This window comes from Geodermatophilus sp. SYSU D00703 (assembly GCF_054050155.1).
This window is the reverse complement of record NZ_JBJGYU010000001.1, coordinates 490,169-508,113: the sequence shown is the minus strand read 5'-3', so window position 1 is coordinate 508,113 and position 17,945 is coordinate 490,169. Positions and strand designations below refer to the sequence as shown.

Annotated in this window: 22 protein-coding genes; 10 read left to right on the top strand and 12 right to left on the bottom strand. The window is 76.4% G+C overall.

The annotated features are described in order from the left end of the window. Positions 1–218 precede the first annotated feature (218 nt). Complete coding sequence (locus ACI782_RS02570; RefSeq protein ID WP_456905749.1) at positions 219–491, bottom strand: hypothetical protein; 273 nt, start codon at positions 489–491, stop codon at positions 219–221. A 194-nt stretch (positions 492–685) separates the two neighbouring features. On the opposite strand from ACI782_RS02570, the gene ACI782_RS02565 reads away from it, so the two are divergent. The 4 genes from ACI782_RS02565 (at position 686) to ACI782_RS02550 (ending at position 4,025) form a co-directional block, all read left to right on the top strand. Further along, positions 686–1,300, top strand: coding sequence for a hypothetical protein (locus tag ACI782_RS02565; protein ID WP_456905747.1), 615 nt, complete (start codon positions 686–688; stop codon positions 1,298–1,300). Then, positions 1,297–2,328, top strand: coding sequence for a M23 family metallopeptidase (locus tag ACI782_RS02560; RefSeq protein WP_456905745.1), 1,032 nt, complete (start codon positions 1,297–1,299; stop codon positions 2,326–2,328). The genes ACI782_RS02565 and ACI782_RS02560 overlap by 4 nt, the downstream gene beginning before the upstream one ends. Before the next feature lie 63 nt (positions 2,329–2,391). Further along, positions 2,392–3,489, top strand: coding sequence for a spore photoproduct lyase family protein (locus ACI782_RS02555; RefSeq protein WP_456905743.1), 1,098 nt, complete (start codon positions 2,392–2,394; stop codon positions 3,487–3,489). 110 nt (positions 3,490–3,599) lie between these two features. Continuing rightward, the gene (locus tag ACI782_RS02550) at positions 3,600–4,025 is read left to right on the top strand and encodes a PAS domain S-box protein (RefSeq protein WP_456905742.1); all 426 of its coding nucleotides are present in this window, start codon (positions 3,600–3,602) and stop codon (positions 4,023–4,025) included. On the opposite strand, the gene ACI782_RS02545 is transcribed toward ACI782_RS02550, so the two are convergent. Beyond that, entirely contained in the window at positions 3,969–4,658 is a 690-nt protein-coding gene (locus ACI782_RS02545; protein WP_456905740.1) for a DUF6766 family protein, read from the bottom strand. The genes ACI782_RS02550 and ACI782_RS02545 overlap by 57 nt on opposite strands. A gap of 85 nt (positions 4,659–4,743) precedes the next feature. Further along, complete coding sequence (locus tag ACI782_RS02540; protein WP_456905738.1) at positions 4,744–5,118, bottom strand: hypothetical protein; 375 nt, start codon at positions 5,116–5,118, stop codon at positions 4,744–4,746. Positions 5,119–5,304: 186 nt separating this feature from the next. On the opposite strand from ACI782_RS02540, the gene ACI782_RS02535 reads away from it, so the two are divergent. Further along, a complete protein-coding gene (locus tag ACI782_RS02535) occupies positions 5,305–6,807 on the top strand; it encodes a phytoene desaturase family protein (RefSeq protein WP_456905736.1) in 1,503 nt (500 codons plus the stop codon). A 37-nt stretch (positions 6,808–6,844) separates the two neighbouring features. Here ACI782_RS02535 and ACI782_RS02530 read toward each other — a convergent pair whose 3' ends face one another. The 5 genes from ACI782_RS02530 to ACI782_RS02510 form a co-directional block, all read right to left on the bottom strand. After that, positions 6,845–7,435: a hypothetical protein gene (locus ACI782_RS02530; protein ID WP_456905735.1), complete on the bottom strand. Its 591-nt coding sequence runs from the start codon at positions 7,433–7,435 to the stop codon at positions 6,845–6,847. Positions 7,436–7,535: 100 nt separating this feature from the next. Next, the gene (locus tag ACI782_RS02525; protein WP_456905733.1) at positions 7,536–9,002 is read right to left on the bottom strand and encodes a hypothetical protein; all 1,467 of its coding nucleotides are present in this window, start codon (positions 9,000–9,002) and stop codon (positions 7,536–7,538) included. Continuing rightward, a complete protein-coding gene (locus ACI782_RS02520) occupies positions 9,002–10,513 on the bottom strand; it encodes a leucyl aminopeptidase family protein (RefSeq protein WP_456905731.1) in 1,512 nt (503 codons plus the stop codon). Before ACI782_RS02520 ends, ACI782_RS02525 begins: the two co-directional genes overlap by 1 nt. An 89-nt stretch (positions 10,514–10,602) precedes the next feature. Beyond that, a complete protein-coding gene (locus tag ACI782_RS02515) occupies positions 10,603–10,770 on the bottom strand; it encodes a DUF3117 domain-containing protein (protein ID WP_012947303.1) in 168 nt (55 codons plus the stop codon). A gap of 121 nt (positions 10,771–10,891) precedes the next feature. Further along, a complete protein-coding gene (locus tag ACI782_RS02510) occupies positions 10,892–11,431 on the bottom strand; it encodes a DNA-3-methyladenine glycosylase I (protein ID WP_456905729.1) in 540 nt (179 codons plus the stop codon). 62 nt (positions 11,432–11,493) lie between these two features. Here ACI782_RS02510 and ACI782_RS02505 point away from each other — a divergent pair, with 62 nt between their 5' ends. Then, a complete protein-coding gene (locus tag ACI782_RS02505) occupies positions 11,494–12,987 on the top strand; it encodes a glycosyltransferase family 39 protein (RefSeq protein WP_456905727.1) in 1,494 nt (497 codons plus the stop codon). A 7-nt stretch (positions 12,988–12,994) separates the two neighbouring features. Here ACI782_RS02505 and ACI782_RS02500 read toward each other — a convergent pair whose 3' ends face one another. Next, complete coding sequence (locus ACI782_RS02500; protein WP_456905725.1) at positions 12,995–13,900, bottom strand: DMT family transporter; 906 nt, start codon at positions 13,898–13,900, stop codon at positions 12,995–12,997. 77 nt (positions 13,901–13,977) lie between these two features. Between ACI782_RS02500 and ACI782_RS02495 the strand changes: the two genes are divergently transcribed. Genes ACI782_RS02495 through ACI782_RS02480 form a run of 4 tightly spaced genes read left to right on the top strand, consistent with a single transcriptional unit; the run spans position 13,978 to position 16,170 of the window. Beyond that, positions 13,978–14,598, top strand: coding sequence for a LysE family translocator (locus ACI782_RS02495; protein WP_456905723.1), 621 nt, complete (start codon positions 13,978–13,980; stop codon positions 14,596–14,598). Positions 14,599–14,640: 42 nt separating this feature from the next. Further along, positions 14,641–15,096, top strand: coding sequence for a DUF2243 domain-containing protein (locus tag ACI782_RS02490; RefSeq protein ID WP_456905721.1), 456 nt, complete (start codon positions 14,641–14,643; stop codon positions 15,094–15,096). Further along, on the top strand, positions 15,093–15,833 hold the full coding sequence (locus ACI782_RS02485) for a cytochrome c oxidase assembly protein (protein WP_456905719.1): 741 nt from the start codon (positions 15,093–15,095) through the stop codon (positions 15,831–15,833). Before ACI782_RS02490 ends, ACI782_RS02485 begins: the two co-directional genes overlap by 4 nt. 4 nt (positions 15,834–15,837) lie before the next feature. After that, positions 15,838–16,170, top strand: coding sequence for a hypothetical protein (locus ACI782_RS02480; protein ID WP_456905718.1), 333 nt, complete (start codon positions 15,838–15,840; stop codon positions 16,168–16,170). 265 nt (positions 16,171–16,435) lie between these two features. Here ACI782_RS02480 and ACI782_RS02475 read toward each other — a convergent pair whose 3' ends face one another. The 3 genes from ACI782_RS02475 to ACI782_RS02465 are packed head-to-tail and all read right to left on the bottom strand — an operon-like array spanning position 16,436 to position 17,938. Beyond that, on the bottom strand, positions 16,436–17,131 hold the full coding sequence (locus tag ACI782_RS02475; RefSeq protein ID WP_456905716.1) for a DNA alkylation repair protein: 696 nt from the start codon (positions 17,129–17,131) through the stop codon (positions 16,436–16,438). Beyond that, on the bottom strand, positions 17,128–17,586 hold the full coding sequence (locus tag ACI782_RS02470) for an SRPBCC family protein (protein WP_456905714.1): 459 nt from the start codon (positions 17,584–17,586) through the stop codon (positions 17,128–17,130). Before ACI782_RS02470 ends, ACI782_RS02475 begins: the two co-directional genes overlap by 4 nt. Beyond that, positions 17,579–17,938, bottom strand: a complete 360-nt coding sequence (locus ACI782_RS02465) for a DivIVA domain-containing protein (RefSeq protein ID WP_456905712.1) — start codon at positions 17,936–17,938, stop codon at positions 17,579–17,581. The genes ACI782_RS02470 and ACI782_RS02465 overlap by 8 nt, the downstream gene beginning before the upstream one ends. Between the last annotated feature and the right edge of the window lie 7 nt (positions 17,939–17,945).

Genomic DNA, 17,945 nt, shown 5'->3' with positions numbered 1-17,945 from the left:
GGTCGACCGGAGTCGTCGGCGGCGGGTCCGCGGGTGTCGTCGGAGAGGGGTCGACCGGAGCGGGGTCGGCAGGGACCGGGTCGGTCACCGGCGGGGCCGGCGGCGGGTCGGTCAGCGTCGGGACCGGCGAGGTCGGAGCAGGCGTGGGCGTCGGGGCGGTCACCGCGATCCACCCCCGCTCTCGACGTCCATGTCCGAACCCCCGCCCGCCCGGCCGCTCAGACCAGGGCCGCGATCAGGCCGGACGCCGAGCCGACGAGGACCGCACCACCCAGGACGTAGGCCAGGCTCACCGCGTGCTCGGCGCCCTCGCCGCGGCGGTGGGCGAGCGCCATGCGGGCGCCGACGAGCAGTACCCCCAGGACGCAGACGGCGAGGACCGTCCAGGCGACCCACTGGACGATCGTGACGATCCCCTCCGAACCCGGCGGGGCGATGCCCTGACCCGGGTCGACCACGGCGATGGCCAGGGAGGAGGTGTGATCGTCCATCGGTTCCGTCCTCGGTCCGTCGTCCGCGGCGAGGCGCTGACACCCCCCGCCGTACGTGTCGGCCTCCACGGTCGGTCCCGGCTCCGGGGTGCGGCAATGCCCGACATTGGGGGTCCCGCGCACGCTGCGGGCGGGTTGTACTCGGGTCGCACCGGTGTGGCGGGGGTCCGGCCGGGTGACAGGAGGGCACGGGCATGTCCGGCTCGGGACGGCGCCTCGCGGCAGCGGCCGCGCTCGCCGCTGCCCTGGTGCTGGGCGGCTGTGCCGCGGCGACCGAGCAGGCGCAGCCGGAGCCGACCGCTCCGTCTGCACCGGCGGCTGCCGAACCTGGCGACGCGGACGCCGCGCTCCCTGCCCCGCCGCCCCCACCCGTCGAGGACGACGCCTCGCAGCAGGGCGCGCTCGACGCCGCCAAGGCCGCGGTCACCGCCTTCGCCCGGCCCGCCCTGGACCCCGGGCAGTGGTGGGCGGAGCTCGTCCCGCTGCTGTCCCCCGCGGCCGCGGCCGCCTACGAGGGCACCGACCCGCAGGCGGTCCCCGCGTCCGCCGTCACGGGGCCGCCCCGTCCCACGCCCTCGGTGAGCGCCTACCTGTCGACGGTCCTGGTGCCGACCGACGCCGGGGAGTACGCCGTCCTGCTCGTCCGCGAGGGCGACGGCAGCCCCTGGCTGGTGGAGCGGTTCACGCCGGTCGACGCCGCCGACCCGTCCGAGCCCGCCGACCCGTCCGGGGCCCTGACCCCGCCTCCGGACGTCCCCGCAGCGCCGCCCCGGACGCAGCCCGAGGTCCAGCCGGAGCCGGCCCCGTGAGGCGGGGCGCCGTCCTCGCCGCACTCGCGCCGGTGCTCGTCGCGGGCGGGCTGGTCACCGCGGCCCTGGTCACGGAGGAGGACCCGCAGGCCGGCGCGTGCTCCCCGGTCGGCACCGCGGTGAGCGTCGCGGGGGTGCCCGACGGCCCGGTCGCCGGCTGGTCCGGCGAGCAACTGGTCAACGCCGCGCTGATCATGGAGGCCGGCGAGGCGCTCGGCGTCGACGCCCGCGGCCAGGTCATCGGCGTCATGACGGCGATGGGCGAGTCGTCCCTGACCGTCGTCGACCACGGGGACGCCGTCGGCCCGGACAGCCGCGGGCTGTTCCAGCAGCGGGCCAACGGCGCGTGGGGCAGCTACGAGGACCGGATGGACCCGACCACCTCGGCCACCAACTTCTACCGGGCCCTGCTGCAGGTCGAGGGCTGGCAGACGCTGCCGCCGACGATCGCCGCGCACCGCACCCAGCGCAACGCCGACCCCTACCACTACGCCCGCTGGTGGGACGACGCGCTCGAGGTCACCGCCGCCCTCGCCGGCGCCACCGTCACCGGGCTGGCGCCGGGCACCGGATCGGTCTCCTGCACCGGCGCCAGCCCACTGCTGCGCAACGTCGCCGGCGACTGGACGACGCCCACCGAGGGCCCGCTCACCAGCGGCTTCGGGCAGCGGGACAACCCAACCGGCGGGGGCGTCCGACTGCACGCGGGGCTCGACCTCGCGCCGGGGTGCGACGCCCCGATCGTCGCGGCATCGGCCGGGGTCGTCGTCCGGGCCGGGGTCGCGTCGGGCTACGGCAACCTGGTCGTCGTCGACCACGGCGGCGGGGTGGTCACCCGGTACGCGCACATGGAGGACGACGACCTGCTCGTCGTCGTCGGCCAGCCCGTGGTCGCCGGCCAGCAGGTCGCGCGGGTCGGCACCAAGGGCGACTCGACCGGGTGCCACCTGCACTTCGAGGTGCTCCTGGACGGCGTCCCGACCGACCCCCTGACCTTCCTCGCCGACCGGGGCCTCGACCTGCGGTGACGGTGTGGCGCGCGGCGCACCCATCCGGGGAACACCGGGTCGCCGCCGACCGCTGGACCCGGTGTGGGAGCCGCCGCCTCACCGTCCCCCGTCCAGCCCGAGCTCTCCCGTCTCCTCCGGGTCCGCGAGATCCACGCCGAACCGGCCGCGCTCGAGTCGTCCCGCGGCCGGCAGGTGCTGGCCCGCTTCCCCGACGCCGAGGTGGTGGAGGTCCCCTCGCACTGGGAGATCCCCGAACTGCACGGCAACGAGGGCAACGTCGACCGCTGGGTGCGGGTGAAGACCGAGACGCTGGTGCTCGGGGTGAAGAAGTCGCTCACGGCTCGCCCGAACGGCCGCTCGGCGAACTGGATCGCCCCCTCGACGGCCAACGGGTGCGCGATGGCCTGCGCCTACTGCTACGTGCCGCGGCAGAAGGGCTACGCCAACCCGATCACCGTCTTCACCAACATCGAGCAGATCACCGGCTACCTGCGCCGGCACGTCGCCCGGCAGGGCTCCAAGACCGAGCCCGACCAGTGCGACCCGGACAGCTGGGTCTACGACATCGGCGAGAACAGCGACTGCTCGGTCGACGCGCTGGTCAGCGACAACGTGGCCGACCTGGTCGCCACCTTCCGCGAGCTGCCGACCGCCAAGGCGTCGTTCGCGACCAAGTACGTCAACCGGCACCTGCTCGAGCTCGACCCGCGCGGGCGCACCCGCATCCGCTTCTCGCTGATGCCTGACGTCGACGCCCGGGTGCTCGACGTGCGCACCACCCGGGTGCCCGAGCGGATCGCCGCCGTCGACGACTTCGTCGAGGCCGGCTACGAGGTGCACCTCAACCTCTCCCCCGTCGTCCTGCGCGAGGGCTGGGAGACGGACTGGGCGCAGCTGCTGACCCGGCTGGACGACGAGCTCTCGCCCGCGGCCAAGGCGCAGGCGGCGGCCGAGGTGATCATGCTCACCCACAACCGCGACCTGCACGCGGTCAACCTCGGCTGGCACCCGAAGGCCGAGGAGCTGCTGTGGCGACCGGACCTGCAGCAGCCCAAGCGCAGCCAGAACGGGCAGTGGAACGTGCGCTACCGCAACGACGTCAAGCGGGCCGGCGTGACCCGCCTGCAGGAGCTCATCGCTGCGCACGCGCCGTGGCTGCGTGTCCGGTACGCGTTCTGAAGAAGGACCCCCTCTCCCCATCCCTGGCACGCTCGGGGCGGGACCCGGGAAGGGGCCGTCGTCACCTGGAAGTGGAGAGGAGGGGGATGGCACCCGAGTGGAGTGCCTCCATGGCTGCACCGGCGCTCCTGGGGGCACTGCCGGACGCGGTCGCGGTCGCCGACCGGGACGGTTGCATCGCGTACGCCAACCCGGCGGTCCGGACGCTGCTCGGGTACGGGCCGGAGGACCTGGTGGGCCGGTCGCTCACCGTCCTGGTCCCCGAACGGCTGCGGATGCGGCACCGCGCCGGCTCCGCCCGCTACGCGGCCACCGGGGTCGGCACGCTCGTCGGGGCGACCACCCAGCTCCCGGCGCTGCACGCCGCGGGCCACGAGGTCGCGATCGACCTCACCCTCGCCCGGCTGCAGCAGGAGGCGGCCGTGGGCGGGGACGCCCTCGTCGTCGCGGTGCTCCGGGACGCGAGCACGACCATCCCCTCAGCCGGTCTGACCGGTGTCCGCGTGCGCGGCGCCGACCGGCTTGGACTCCGGTGAGCCGCGCTGGCGCAGGTAGACGGCGAAGATGGCCATCGAGCCGACGGCCAGCATCTCCGACTGCCAGTTCTGGAAGGACCGGTTCCAGAAGTCGGCCTCGCCGAGGTAGCCGACCCAGCCGACCGGGTCCTGCTTGTCGGCCAGTTGCTCGGAGTTGTAGGCCGACCAGCCGGCCACCGAGGAGGCGGCCCAGGTGAGCAGGAAGAGCGCGCCCATGAGCAGCCCGAGCGAGCGCGAGTACAGGGCCGTCCGCCAGTCACCGGTGCGCGCCCACCGCGGCGAGGACTCGTCGGCGTGCCGGCCGACCTGCTGCTCCTCGTCGGACTCCGGCCCCTCCTGGCCCGGCTCCTTCGACTCCGAGGAGCCCCGCTGGATGAACCACACGGTGGCGAAGACGTAGAGGAAGAACTGCAGGTACTCCGACTGCCAGTTCTCCATGACGTCGACGCCGAAGGACGACGAGGTGACGTAGTCCAGGAACGACACCGTCGGCAGGCCGTCGGCGACCTGCTGGGCGTTGAAGTCCGCCGTGCCGGAGATCGCCTGGCCCACGAGCGTGACCACGAAGAGCGTGCCGAAGGCCAGGCTCAGCGCGTTGGAACGGAGGAACCCGTAGCGGTCCGGCGCGCTCATCGGCCCATCAGCCCCAGCGCGGTGACGTAGACGATCCCGAGCACGATCACGACCAGGAACCCGACGAAGACCCCTCGGACGCCGTTCACGGTCCCTCCACCTCGCAGTCGTAGGGCGCCTCGCCCCGGGACCGACAGGCGGCGGCGGTGACCCGCCACCCGGCGTCGGTCTCGGTGAGGAAGACGGTGTCCCCGCTGAGCCGGACCTGGGCGTTGCCGCCCCAGACCTCGACCGACTCGACCGTGCCGCCCTGCAGCGGGACCTGCTCGAGTGCGTCGGCGCACGGAGCCGACTCGTCGGACTCCAGCGCGGCCCGGGTCGTGGGTGCCAGCAGCTCGCAGCGCTGCGCCGGGTCCCCGGCGGAGTCCTCGAACGCCCGGGCCACCGTCTCGACGTCGTCGGTCTCCAGGCTCGCGCACCCGCCCAGCACGGCGACGGCCGCGAGCCCTCCGGCCGCCACCAGCCTCCTCGGAGAGGTAGGCACCGAAGGCCCTCCTGTCTCCCCCCGTCCCGCCCGGCGGTTCTGGCCGGACCGATCGCCTACCCCTGGGGGACGCCAGGCCAAACGATCACCACCCGGCCGGGGGAACGGAGGGTCGCTCATCGCCGGGAGGGGGCGGTGGCGGCGCCCGGATACGGTGGCGGCGTGGCGCGCGTGGCGGTGGTCGGCGCCGGTCTCGGGGGGCTGGCCGCGGCGGCCCGGCTGGCCGCACTCGGCCACGCGGTGACCGTGCTGGAGCAGGCACCGCAGGTCGGCGGCAAGCTCGGCTGGTTCGCCCGTGACGGGCACGGCTTCGACACGGGCCCGAGCCTGGTGACGCTGCCCCAGGTCCACCGCGACCTGTTCACCGCCACCGGCGGCCCGCTGGAGGACGCCGTCGACCTGGTGCGCCTCGACCCGGCGATCGCCTACCGCTTCGCCGACGGGACGCCGCTGGCGCTCCCCGGCTCGCTCGACGACGTGCCCGCAGCCCTCGACGCGGCGCTCGGCGCCGGGGCCGGCGCCCAGTGGACCGCCCTGCTGACGCGCGCCGCGGCGATGTGGCGGGTCACCGAGGCGCCGTTCCTGCGCTCGCCGCTGGCCGGGGCGGCCACGCTCGCGCGGCTGGCCCGCAGCGCCGTCGACGTCCGCACGGTGGCCCCGTGGCGCACGCTGCGCGGCCTGGGGACGACGTACCTGCGCGACCCGCGGCTGCGGACCCTGCTCGACCGGTACGCCACCTACTCCGGCTCGGACCCGCGGCGGGCGCCCGCCGTGCTGGCCACGATCCCGTACGTGGAGCAGGCGTTCGGCTCCTGGTACGTGCGGGGCGGGCTGCGCCGGCTGGCCGAGGCGGTCGCGGCCCGGGCGGTCGAGCGCGGCGCCGTCGTGCGCACCGGGTGCGCGGTCGAGCGCGTGCTGGTGGAGGGCGGGCGCGCGGCCGGGGTCCGCCTGGCCGGCGGTGAGGTGCTGCGCGCCGACGTCGTCGTCTCCGGCGGGGACGCCGCGGCGCTCTACGCCGACCTGCTGCCACGGGCACACGCCACCCGCCGGGTGCGCCGGGACCTCCGCCGGAGCACCCCGTCGCTGTCGGGCTTCGTGCTGCTGCTGGCGCTGCGCGGGCGGACGCCGGGGCTCGCCCACCACACCGTGCTGTTCCCGCAGGACTACGACGCCGAGTTCGACGCGGTGTTCGGCGTCGGCTCGTGCCGCGGCGCCCCGCGACCGGTCGCCGACCCGACCGTCTACGTCAGCGCGCCCGACGACCCGGCCACCCGCCCGGACGACGACAGCGAGTCGTGGTTCGTCCTGGTCAACGCCCCGCGGCACGACCCCGCCGGTGGCGTCGACTGGGACGCGCCCGGCCTCGCCGACCGCTACGCCACCCGGGTGCTGGAGGTGATGGCGCGGCGCGGGCTCGACGTCCGCAATCGGGTGCGCTGGTGCGTGGCCCGGACGCCGGCCGACCTCGAGCGGGACACCCGCAGCGGAGGCGGCGCCATCTACGGGACGTCGAGCAACGGCGCGCGGGCCGCGTTCCTGCGACCGGGCAACCGCTCCCCCGTGCCCGGGCTGTTCCTGGTCGGCGGGTCCTCGCACCCCGGTGGCGGGCTGCCCCTCGTGGCGCTGTCGGCCGAGATCGTCGCGGGGCTCGTCGGCCCGGCCTGAGTGCCGCTGTCGGCGGGCCGGCCCCCGTGCCGCCGGCTCAGGACGCGGCTATGGGACGACCGACCGTCAGCGCGTCCCGCGCGTCCGGGTCCAAGGAGTGGTAGGCGGCGTCGGGCTCGGCGCCCACCGCGTCGAGCACGCTGCTGAAGAAGCAGCGGGCCGCCGCAGCCAGCACGACGTCGAGGACGTCCGTGTCGTCCACCCCGAGCGCACGCAGTCCGGCGAGGTCGTCCTGTGTCATGTGCGCTGCCCCCGCGGCCACCTTGTCCGCGAGCGCCATCACCGCCCGGTCGACCGGCGTCAACGGCGCCGCCGCAGGGTCGGTCAGGATGGTGGTGACGGCTGCCCAACCGTCGAACTCCTCGGCCAGCACCTTGCCGTGGGCGAGCGAGCAGTAGCTCGATCCCAGCCTCAGGGCAGCGGCGACGGTGGCCAGTTCGTAGCGGCGCGGGTCCATCGAGGCCTTGATGGCGCCGTTGAGGGCACGCCAGGCCTCCAGCACAGCGGGGCGATTGGCGAAGACCCGCGTGTAGTTGGCGACATAGCCGAGAGCCTCCCGGTCACGGTCGTACGCAGCCGCCACCTCGCCGGCTGCACCGTCCTCGGGCGGGGTCCGGATCCAGCTCATCGGGCGACCGTAGCCCCGGACCGCGGCACCACGGATCCCCAGCAGCGCGAGTGCCCTCCTCGTGCCGGGCCTCGTGCTGCGGTCAGAACGGGCTCGGGCCTCAGCTGCGGGCGGCTCCGTAACCGAGCAGCGCGGCCAGACCGAGGGCGCTGCGCGGCGCGTAGGCGGTCCGCCAGAGACCGCCGTGCGCGGCCGCCGCGGCCTCGTCCTGCCACGGGTGCTCGCGCACCGGACCGCCGCCGGTACGCAGGTCGTGGACCAGCAGCGCCGCCATCAGCACGTTGGACGTCGCCGGCTCGAACACCTCGACGCCGAACCGGTGCGCCCCGGCGTAGGCCGCGGCCAGCGCCCGGTTCTTGACCACCGACCGGGTGCGGGTCGGCGGTGCGACGTTCATCGACACCGTCGTCCCCGCGGCCCGCGCGACCGTCGCGCGCCACCGCTGCAGCCGCTTGGCCAGCGCGTAGTTCGGGCCCTGCTGGGCGACGAGGCTGTCGGCGATCCCCGGCGCGGTGCTCGGCACGTGCGCCCGCTGCAGCAGCCGGCCGGCCGACAGGGTGCGCAGCGGCCGGCCCAGCAGCTTCGCCGTCCGCGACCGGCCGGCATAGGCGCGCACCGAGTGCTCCACCGCCTCGGCCGGGACGGCGAAGACGTCGGTCGGCGTCGCGAGGAAGGCCAGCGCCAGGTCGGGGCGGGTCGCCATCAGCCGCACGGTGAGCGCGTCGACCGCCGTCGACACCAGCACGTTGGTGGCGCCGTCGGCGTAGACGTAGTTGCCCAGCACCGGCCGGCCGGGCAGCCCGGCCACCCACTGGGCCACGGCCGGCACCTCGGCGATGAGGTCCGCCCCCGCGCGGGCCGCGTCGGCGGGGCCCTCCCCGGCGACCGGCAGCAGCAGCGTGCCCGCACCGCGCCGGGCGGTGTCGAGGACGCGCTCCCACAGCGGCGCGCGCGGCAGGTCGACACCGGCCACCCGGGCGCCCCAGCGCAGCAGCGCGGTCAGCGGGCCCATCTCCGCGCCGGCACCGAGCACGACGACGGTCGTGTCGGGCAGCGACAGCCACCCGGGGTTCGCGGCCACCGTGCGCACCGCCTCGGCGCACGACGGCTCGACCACCCCGGCCGCGACCCAGGTGTCCAGCTGCCGCAGCAGCGCGTCCCCCCGCAGCCGCCCGCCGTGGAAGGGCAGGGACAGCTCCCGCTCCGGCTCGGCGGTGCCGGTCACCTGCGCCGTCGCCAGCGGACGTCCGGCCGGTGCGCCGGCGAGCGCGTCCAGGCCGGTCTCGCCGCCGTCGGGCACGGTCACCCGCATGCGCGAGTGCAACGAGGCCAGGCCGCAGTCGGCGATGGTCAGCGCGGCCTCGCGCGAGGTCAGCCCCGCCTCGACCAGCCGACGGAAGTGGGTCACGTAGCCGGCCCGCCAGTTGGTCTCCCGCTCCGCGGCCGCCGCGCCGGGGGGGTCCACCGGGCGCAGCGCGTCGGCGACGACCGCGCGCCCCAACGCCGCGGTGCTGCGCCGCCCGTCCGGACCGGCCGGGAAGACGACGCCGCTCTCCTCGGCCGCCATCAGTCCGCGGTCATCGGTGCATCGACCGGCGCACCGGCCTCCAGCCAGCGCAGCAGCGTGCGTGCCCCGAAGCCCGTGCCGCCCTTGACGACCTCCGCGTCGTCCGACCCCGCGCGGGCGGGGCCGGCGACGTCGAGGTGGGCCCAGGGCAGGTCGCCGGCGAACGGCCGCAGGAACAGCGCGGCGGTCGTCCCGCCCGGGTTCCCCGGCGCGTTGTTGGCGTCGGCGACGGCGCTCTCCAGCAGGTCGGCGTGCTCCTCGGCCAGCGGCATCCGCCAGACCGGCTCGCCTGCGTGGGCCGCGGCGGTGCGCAGCGCGTCGGCGAGCCCGTCGGTGGTGGCGTAGAGGCCCGCGGTGCGGGTGCCGAGCGCGACCTTCATCGCGCCGGTCAGTGTGGCGACGTCCACCAGCACGGTCGCGCCGAGGTCCAGCCGGGCGTGGGCCAGCCCGTCGGCGAGCACCATGCGACCCTCGGCGTCGGTGTTGAGCACCTCCGTCGTCCGCCCGCCGACGTGCCGGACGACGTCGGCCGGCCGGTAGGAGGACCCGGACACGGCGTTCTCCGCAGCCGGGACGACGGCGGTCACGGCGACCGGCAGCGCGAGCCGCGCGGCGGCGTCCAGCGCGGCGAGCACGGCGGCGCCACCGGCCATGTCGGTCTTCATCTCGCGCATGCCGGCGTTGGGCTTGATCGACAGGCCGCCGGTGTCGAAGGTGATGCCCTTGCCGACCAGGACGGGGTGCCCGGCGCCCGCGGCCGGCGGGCGGTAGGACGCCACGATGACGCAGGGCGGCGTGGCCGAGCCGCTGCCGACGGCGAGGACCCCGCCGAACCCGCCGGCCCGCAGGTCGTCGGTCTCGAGGACGTGCACGGTGACGTGGTCGAGGCCGGCGAGCCGCTCCCCCGCCTCGGCGCCGAGCCAGGCCGGGTTCTTCGTGTTGCTCGGCGTGTTGACCAGGTCGCGCGCCCAGGCGACCGCGCGGCCGGCCACCTCGCCCGCGCGGGCGGCGGCGGCCACGGCCGGGTCGCCGGCGTCGGCGGCCACCACGGTGACCGTGGCCAGCCGCGGCGGATGGGGCTTCGAGGTCTCGCGGAACCGGTAGCCGGCCAGCAGCGCGGCCTCGACGGCGACGCGCACCTCCTCGGCCCCGGCGGGCGCGGCGGCGTCGTCCACCGGCAGGACCAGCCGGGTGGCGCCGTGCTCGGCCAGCGTCTGCCCGCGGCGGACGGCGGCCCCCACGTAGCTGCGCAGGTCGGGCAGCGTCGCGTCGCCGACCCCGACCGCGACCACGCTGCGCGGGCGCCGGCCGGGCACCGGCAGGGAGGTGTGCGCCCCCGGCCGCCCGGTGTTCCCCGTGTCCCGCAGCGCGCCGGCGAGGAGCTCGACGTCGACGGGTGCGCCGGGACCGGCGAGCCAGCCGGGCAGTGCGCGCCCCGACCCGACCGGCACGGCCAGGACGTCGTCCTCCCCGAGCGCGGGGAGGCTGGACAGGACCTCGACCCGCGGCAACGGCGCGGCCCCGGTCGCCGGCGTGCTGCCGGCGGCCGGGGCCGTGTCGTCCTGCGCGGGGCTGCCCGGGGGCAGGCTCGCGGGGGTGTTCAGCTGGTCGCGCCCTTCAGTGCCTCGGAGAGAGCCGCGGCCTCGTCCGGCGACAGCTCGACGACCAGGCGTCCGCCGCCTTCGAGCGGTACGCGCATGACCAGGCCGCGCCCCTCCTTGGTGACCTCCAGGGGACCTTCACCCGTGCGCGGCTTCATGGCCGCCATGCGTGCCTCCTTCATCGGCCACCCGCAACCTCTCGAGCTGCGGTGTGGCGTCTCGTCGATGCCGTGAGCTCCGCTCCCCATGATCCCGTATCCGGCGCTCACGTCCAACACGAGCCCCCGTTCAGGGCACAGAACGGAAGCAGTCGGCCACGTGGTCGTCGACCATCCCGGTGGCCTGCATGAGGGCGTAGGCCGTCGTCGGGCCGACGAAGACGAACCCGCGGCGCTTGAGCTCCTTGGCCATAGCGGCCGACTCCGGGCTCGTCGCCGGGACGTCGGCGAGCGTGGCCGGCCGGGGCCGCGGCGCGGTGGGCGCGAACGACCAGAGCAGCTCCGAGAGCCCCTCGGGGACCTGCTGCGCGGCCCGGGCGTTGGCGATCGCCGCCCGGATCTTGGCCCGGTTGCGCACGATGCCCGCGTCGGCCATCAGCCGCGCCTCGTCCTCCTCGGTGAACCCGGCGACCGCGTCGATGGCGAACCCGGCGAACGCCGACCGGAACGCCGGGCGCTTGCGCAGGATCGTCAGCCACGACAGCCCGGACTGGAACGCCTCGAGGCAGAGCCGCTCGAACAGCGCGTCGTCCCCGCGCAGCGGCGTGCCCCACTCCTCGTCGTGGTAGACGACGTACTCCGGCGCGCTCTCGCCCCATGCGCATCTCACCAACGGGTCCACGGCGCGGAACGGTAGCCCCGCCCACCGACAGCCCTACGGTCGTCGCCGTGGTGACCACGACGACCCGCTCCCCGATCGCGGCCCGGCCCGGCCTCGCGCTGCGGCCGCTGACCGGGCTGGCCGGCGCGGTGGTGCTGCTCCTGCTCGCCCTCGCCGGCCGCTACGGCTACCACCGCGACGAGCTGTACTTCCTGCGGGCCGGGCGCGAGGCGGCGTTCGGCTACGTCGACCAGCCCCCGTTGACCCCGCTGCTGGCCGCGGCGGTCGACGCCCTCGCCCCCGGGTCGCTGGTCGCGCTCCGGGTGCCGTCGGCGCTCGCGGCCGGGGGCGTCGTCGTCCTCACCGGGCTGCTCGCCCGCGAGTTCGGCGGCGGCCGCGGCGCCCAGCTGCTCGCCGCCGCGGCGATGGCGGTCTCGGCCGTCCTGCTGGCCGTGGGCCACCTGCTCTCCACGTCGACGCTGGACCTGCTGGCCTGGACGGCGCTGTCGTGGCTGCTCGTGCGGGCGCTGCGCGACGGCGGTCGGATCTGGCTGGTCACCGGCGCGGTCGCCGGCCTGGCGCTGCTGAACAAGGTGCAGCCGGCCTTCCTGGTCGCGGCCGTGCTGATCGGCGTCCTCACCGTGGGGCCGCGAGAGGCCCTGCGCTCCCGGTGGCCCTGGCTGGGCGGCGCGCTGGCGCTGGTGGTCTGGTCGCCCAACCTGGTCTGGCAGGCGGCGCACGGGTGGCCGCAGCTGGAGCTGGCCGAGGCGATCGCGGCCGGCAGCTCGGGGACCAGCGAGCCCTGGTACCTGTTCCTGCCCTTCCAGGTGGTGCTGGTCAGCCCGCTGCTCGTGCCCCTCTGGGCGGTCGGCTGGGTGCGGCTGGCGCGCGACCCGGCGCTGCGGCCGTGGCGGGCCTTCGCCGTCGCCTACGCCGTCCTCGCGGTCGGGTTCCTGGCGACCGGCGGCAAGCCGTACTACCTGGGCGGGCTGTACCCGGTGCTGCTGGCCGCCGGCGCGGGTCCGGTGGTGGCGTGGGCGCGCGGCAGCCGGCCGCGCGCCGTCGCCGTGGCCGGAGCGCTCGCGGCCAGCCTGCTCGTCAACGGGTTCCTGATGCTGCCGGTGGTCCCGGTCGACCGGCTGGCCGCCACCCCCGTGGTCGACGTCAACTACGACGCCGGGGAGACCGTCGGCTGGCCGGCGTTCGCGGCGACCGTCGAGCGGGCCCGCGAGCGGCTCCCGGCCGACGAGCCGGTCGCCGTCCTCACCCGCAACTACGGCGAGGCCGGCGCGGTGGACCGCTACGCGCCCGAGCTGGCCCCGGCGCACAGCGGGCACAACTCCTACTGGGACTGGGGCCCGCCGCCGGAGTCGGTGACCTCGGTGGTCGCCGTCGGGCTGCCCGAGGAGGAGCTGCGGCGCTGGTTCGGCCGGGTGGAGCTCGCCGGGCGCGTCGACAACGGCGTCGGGCTGGACAACGACGAGCAGGGCGTACCGGTGTGGGTCGCCGAGGAGCGTCAGGTGCCCTGGTCGCAGATCTGGCCGCAGCTGCGCCGGCTGGGCTGAGCCCGGGTCAGGGGACGGCGGCGTCGACGTCGGGGAGCTCGGCGCGCCGCCCGCGCTCCGGGGAGCGCCGGGTGGCCAGGACGCACCCGGCGACGACCAGCGGCAGCCCGACGGCCAGGCCGAGGGTGAACGGCTCGTCGAGCAGCAGGACGCCGAGCAGCACCGCGACCGCGGGGTTGAGGAAGGTGATGACCAGCGCCCGCTGGGGACCGACCTCGCGGATCAGCGCGAAGAACATCGCCAGCGCGAGGGCGGTGCACAGCACGCCTAGGGTGACCAGCGAGAACAGCGCCGGCGCCGGTGCCCGCACCGCCTCGTCCAGCTGCGGCGCGGCGAGGGGCAGGTAGACGAGCGCGGTCACGGTCAGCGCGACGGCGCTGGCCGCCACGCCGGGCACCTCCGGCAGGGCCCGGCTCACCACCAGCGGCCCGGTGGCGTACCCGACGACGACGAGGGCCACCGCCAGCACCGGGAGCAGGGCGATCCCCTCGACGTCCAGCCCCAGCAGGACGGCGATGCCCACGACCCCCAGCGCCATGCCGGCCAGGCGCACCCGGGTGAGCCGGTCCTCCTCCCCCGCCAGCCGGCCGGCCAGGGCCGCGACGAACGGCACACCGGCGACCAGCAGCCCGGTGAGCGAGCTCGACAGCGTCTGCTCGGCGTAGGAGAGCAGCAGCCAGGGGCCGGCCATCTCCAGGACCGTGAACAGCAGCAGCGCCTTCCAGTGCCGCAGCGCCGGGCGCAGCTGGCCGCGGGCGATGGTCCACGGCAGCAGGAGCGCGGCGCCGAGGAGGCAGCGGACGGCGACGACGACGACCGGCGAGACCTCCTCGACGGCGACCTTGATGAGCAGGTACGGGATGCCCCAGATGACCGACATGGCGAGGAACAGCGCCCAGCCCCGCCTGCTCATCGCTCCCCGCGGGCCACGTCGCACGACCTCATGGCCGCTCATCCTGCCCGACCCTGCCGACGACCTACCGTGGCGCCGTGTCCCGGTACGCGACCTTCGTCCTCTTCGCGACGGTGCTCGTCCTCGTGCCGGGCGCGGACTTCGCGGTGGTCGTCAAGAACACCCTCGCGGGCGGACGGCGGCGCGGTGCGTGGGCGGCCGGGGGCGTCACCGCGTCCAACGTCGTGCAGGGTGCCGCCGCCGCGACCGGTCTCGGCGCGCTGGTCGTGCGGGTGGAGCCGCTGTTCCAGACGCTGCGCTGGGCCGGGACCGCCTACCTCTGCTGGCTCGGGGTGCAGTCGCTGCGCTCCGCCGTCCGGGGCCGGTACGCGGCGCTGCCCGCGGGCGAGCCGGTACCCGGCCAGGCGCTGGCCGGCTGGCGCCAGGGCTTCCTCTCCAACATCACCAACCCGAAGGTGCTGGCCTTCTACCTCGCTGTGCTGCCGCAGTTCCTCGGCCCGGAGACCGCGGTGCCGGTGCTGGCGGCCTACGCGCTCACCCACGCCGTGCTCGGGCTGGCCTGGCTGCTGCTGCTCGTCGCCGGGCTGGACCGCGCCCGGGCGCTGCTCGCCCGCCGGCCGGTCCGCCGCGGCCTGGACGCGCTGACCGGCTGCGCCCTGCTCGGCTTCGGCGCGCGCCTGGCGACCGAGCGGGCCTGACCGGGCGGGTTTCCCGCCGCGGCCGCCGGGCACCGGTCGACGGTGACCGGTGCACTCCCCGTGCCCGGCCGGCGGCTCCCGGCGTCCGGGCTGCTGGTCGGCGCCGGCCTGATGGGTGCGGTGGACGAGATCGTCTTCCACCAGCTGCTGCACTGGCACCACCTCTACGACGGAGCCGGCGGCGCGGTCGGGCTGGTCTCCGACGGCGTCCTGCACGCGCTCACCCTGTCGGCGGTCGTCGCCGGGCTGGCCCTGACCGCGGACCTGCGGCGGCGCGGCGCCTTCGACCGGACCCGGTGGTGGGCGGCGGTCCTGCTCGGCGCCGGCGGCTTCCAGCTGTGGGACGGCGTGGTCGACCACAAGCTGCTGCGGCTGCACCAGGTGCGCTACGGCGTGGACCTGACCGGCTACGACCTCGCCTGGAACGCCGGGGCGGTCGCGTTGCTGCTCGCCGGCCTGGCGCTGCTGCTGCGCGCCCGCCGCCGGCCGGCCGCGTGACCGCGCTCGCCGTCGCCCTGGCGGCCGCCGTCCTGTACGTCGCGGCGACCTGGCGGTGCCGCGCGCCGTGGTCGCTGGCCCGGACGGCGTCCTGGCTGCTCGGCGTGGCCGCGGCCGGTTCCGGCGCGGGGCTGGCCGCCGCGCACGGCGACCTGCGCACCCACATGGCCGGTCACCTGCTGCTCGGGATGGTCGCTCCGCTGCTGCTGGTGCTGGCCGCGCCGGTCACCCTGGCCCTCCGGGCGCTGCCGGTGACCGCGGCCCGGCGGCTGGCGCGGGGCCTGCGGACGCCGGTGCCGCGGTGGGCGAGCGACCCGCTGGTCGCCGTCCCGCTGCACGCCGCGGGGCTGTGGGTGCTCTACGGCACCGGCCTGCACGCGGCTGCCGCGCACCGGCCCGGCCTCGCGGCCGCGGTGGCGGTGCACCTGCTGTTCAGCGGGTACCTGGCGACCGCGTCGGTGCTCGCGGTCGACCCCGTGCCGCACCCGCGCGGAGTGGGGGTCCGCGCCGGCGCGCTGGCCGCCGGCACCGCCGCGCACGACGTCCTGGCGCGGTGGCTGTACGCGCACCCGCCGGCCGGGGTGCTCCACGGTGCGGAGGGCGCGCAGGTCATGAACGACGGCGGCACGGTGGTGACCGTCGTCGTCGCCGCGGTGCTGTGGTGGCGCTGGTACCGCGGCCGCGCCGCCGTCCGCGCGGCGGGCCGCCCCGCGGGAGCCGCACCCGCGCCAGCATGAGCGGGTGCAGACCGCAGACCGCTTCGCCGTCCTGGTCGACGCCCTCGCCGGCGAACCCGACGTGACCCCGCCCGACACCGACGGCCCGCGCCGGTTCGGATCGCGGGCGCTCAAGGTCGACGGCGCGGCGTTCGCCATGGTCGTCCGGGACGCGGTGGTACTGAAGCTCCCCGAGGCGCGGGTGGCTTCGCTGCTGGCCGACGGGACCGGCGGCCCGTTCGGCACCGGCCGCGGCCGGCCCTACCGCGAGTGGGTCACCCTGACCGACGGCGAGCCGGCCACCGACCTGCCGCTGGCCCGCGAGGCGCTGGAGTACGCCCGCTCCCGGCGGGGCTGAGCCGCCCGGGTCAGGCGACCGGCCAGGCCACCTCGAGGTGCGGCACTCCAAGGCCGACGTCCCGGCCGGTGAGGTGGGGCCTCGATCGCCTCCCGGGCCGTGGTGATGAGGGCGTCGAGGTCCTCGACGGGAAGGCGGCGCTCGGCGGAGAGCAGCTTGCGCTCACCGGTGGTGCGCAGGACGACGTCGGACACGGGCTCCTCCGGGGGAACGCCACACCGGCAGCCTGCAGCCGGCCCCAGGGGCGGGGTCGAGCCGGGAGTGCTCACACGTCGCCGGCGAGGTAGGCGCGACGCCGCTCGGCCGGGTACCTCTCGATCGTGTAGCGCAGCATCGTGCGCGGCATGCGGCGGTAGCGCGGGGCCAGGAACTCCTCGGCCAGCGCGCGGTCGCGGTTGCCGACCTCGCGCAGCATCCACCCGACGGCCTTCTGGACGAGGTCGTGCGGGTCGTCGAGCAGCCGGTCGGCCAGGTGCAGCGTCGGCCCGAACCGCCCGGCGCGGACGCCGGCGAACGTGGCCATGACCGCGATCCGGCGGTCCCACGCCGACGCGGACGCCGCCAGCTCGTCCAGGACGGCGGGCTCCACGTCGCCCAGCAGGTACGGCGCGGAGGCGTCGACGAGGTCCCAGTTGTCCACGTGCGCCCGGCACCGCAGGTAGAGCTCGACGACCTCCCGGCGCTCGGCCGCGTCGACCCGGCCGAACCGCTCGACCAGGACGAACAGCGCCGTCAACCGCTCCTCGTGCAGCGGGCTGCGCAGCAGTGCCTCGACCTCGGCCAGGGACGTCGTCGCCGCGTGCCGGCGGGCGATCCGGCGCTGCACCGGGACGCCGATGCCGAGGAAGCGGTCCCCCTCGCCGTACCCGCCCGGGCGCGCCTGGAAGTAGCGGGCCATCCCCTCGGCCCGCTCCGCATCGGCCGCCGCGGCCAGCTCGCTGCGGATCGCCGCCGCGGTCATCCCGGGTGGCGGGCGGCGAAGGCGGCGAACCGGCGCAGCGACCGGCGCACCCCGGCGACCACGAACGGCCGCGCCAGCGGCCAGCCGAGCTGCCCGAGCAGGCCGAACGGCAGCCACAGCTGCTCGGTCCACACGAAGGTGGTCCCCGCGCCGCGCGGCGTCACCTCGAAGATCCCCGGCCCGCGGACGACCCGTCCCGTGTGCTGGACGACGACCCGCCGCGGCGGGTCCCACTCGGTGATCACCATGGTGTCGCGGACGCCGAGGTGGCGTCCGCGCCGCCACGGGACGCCGGTGCGTGCCACCAGCCGGCCGCCGACCCCGGTCGCCGGGCCGCCGACGGTCTCGACGTCGGTGACCACCATCCACTCGCCCTGGCGGGTCCAGTCGGTGAGCGCCGCCCACACCCGCTCCGGCGGGGCGTCGACGTCGATCGTCTCGGTCAGCTCACGCATCGGCGCGCGCTCCGTCCTCGGCGGCGGGCGGCGCGTCGCCCCCGCCGGTGCCGGCCGCGGCCATCCGGGCGCGGAGGTCGGCCAGCTCCGCGTCGCGCTCCTCGAGGGTCTGCGCGAGCTGCTCGAGCAGCCAGTCCACCTCGGTCATGCGGTAGCCGCGGGCGGTCACCGAGATGCGCAGCCCCCGGACGTCGTCCGCGGTGACCGGCCGGTCGTCGGGCAGCTCGACCGGGGAGCGGTCCAGGTCGGCGGGCGGCTGCGTCTCCCCGCGGCCGAGCAGCAGCGCGCCGGCGAGGAACACCAGCGCACCGACCACCAGGACGGTGAGGACGAAGACGGCGACGGACAGCACGCGCGGA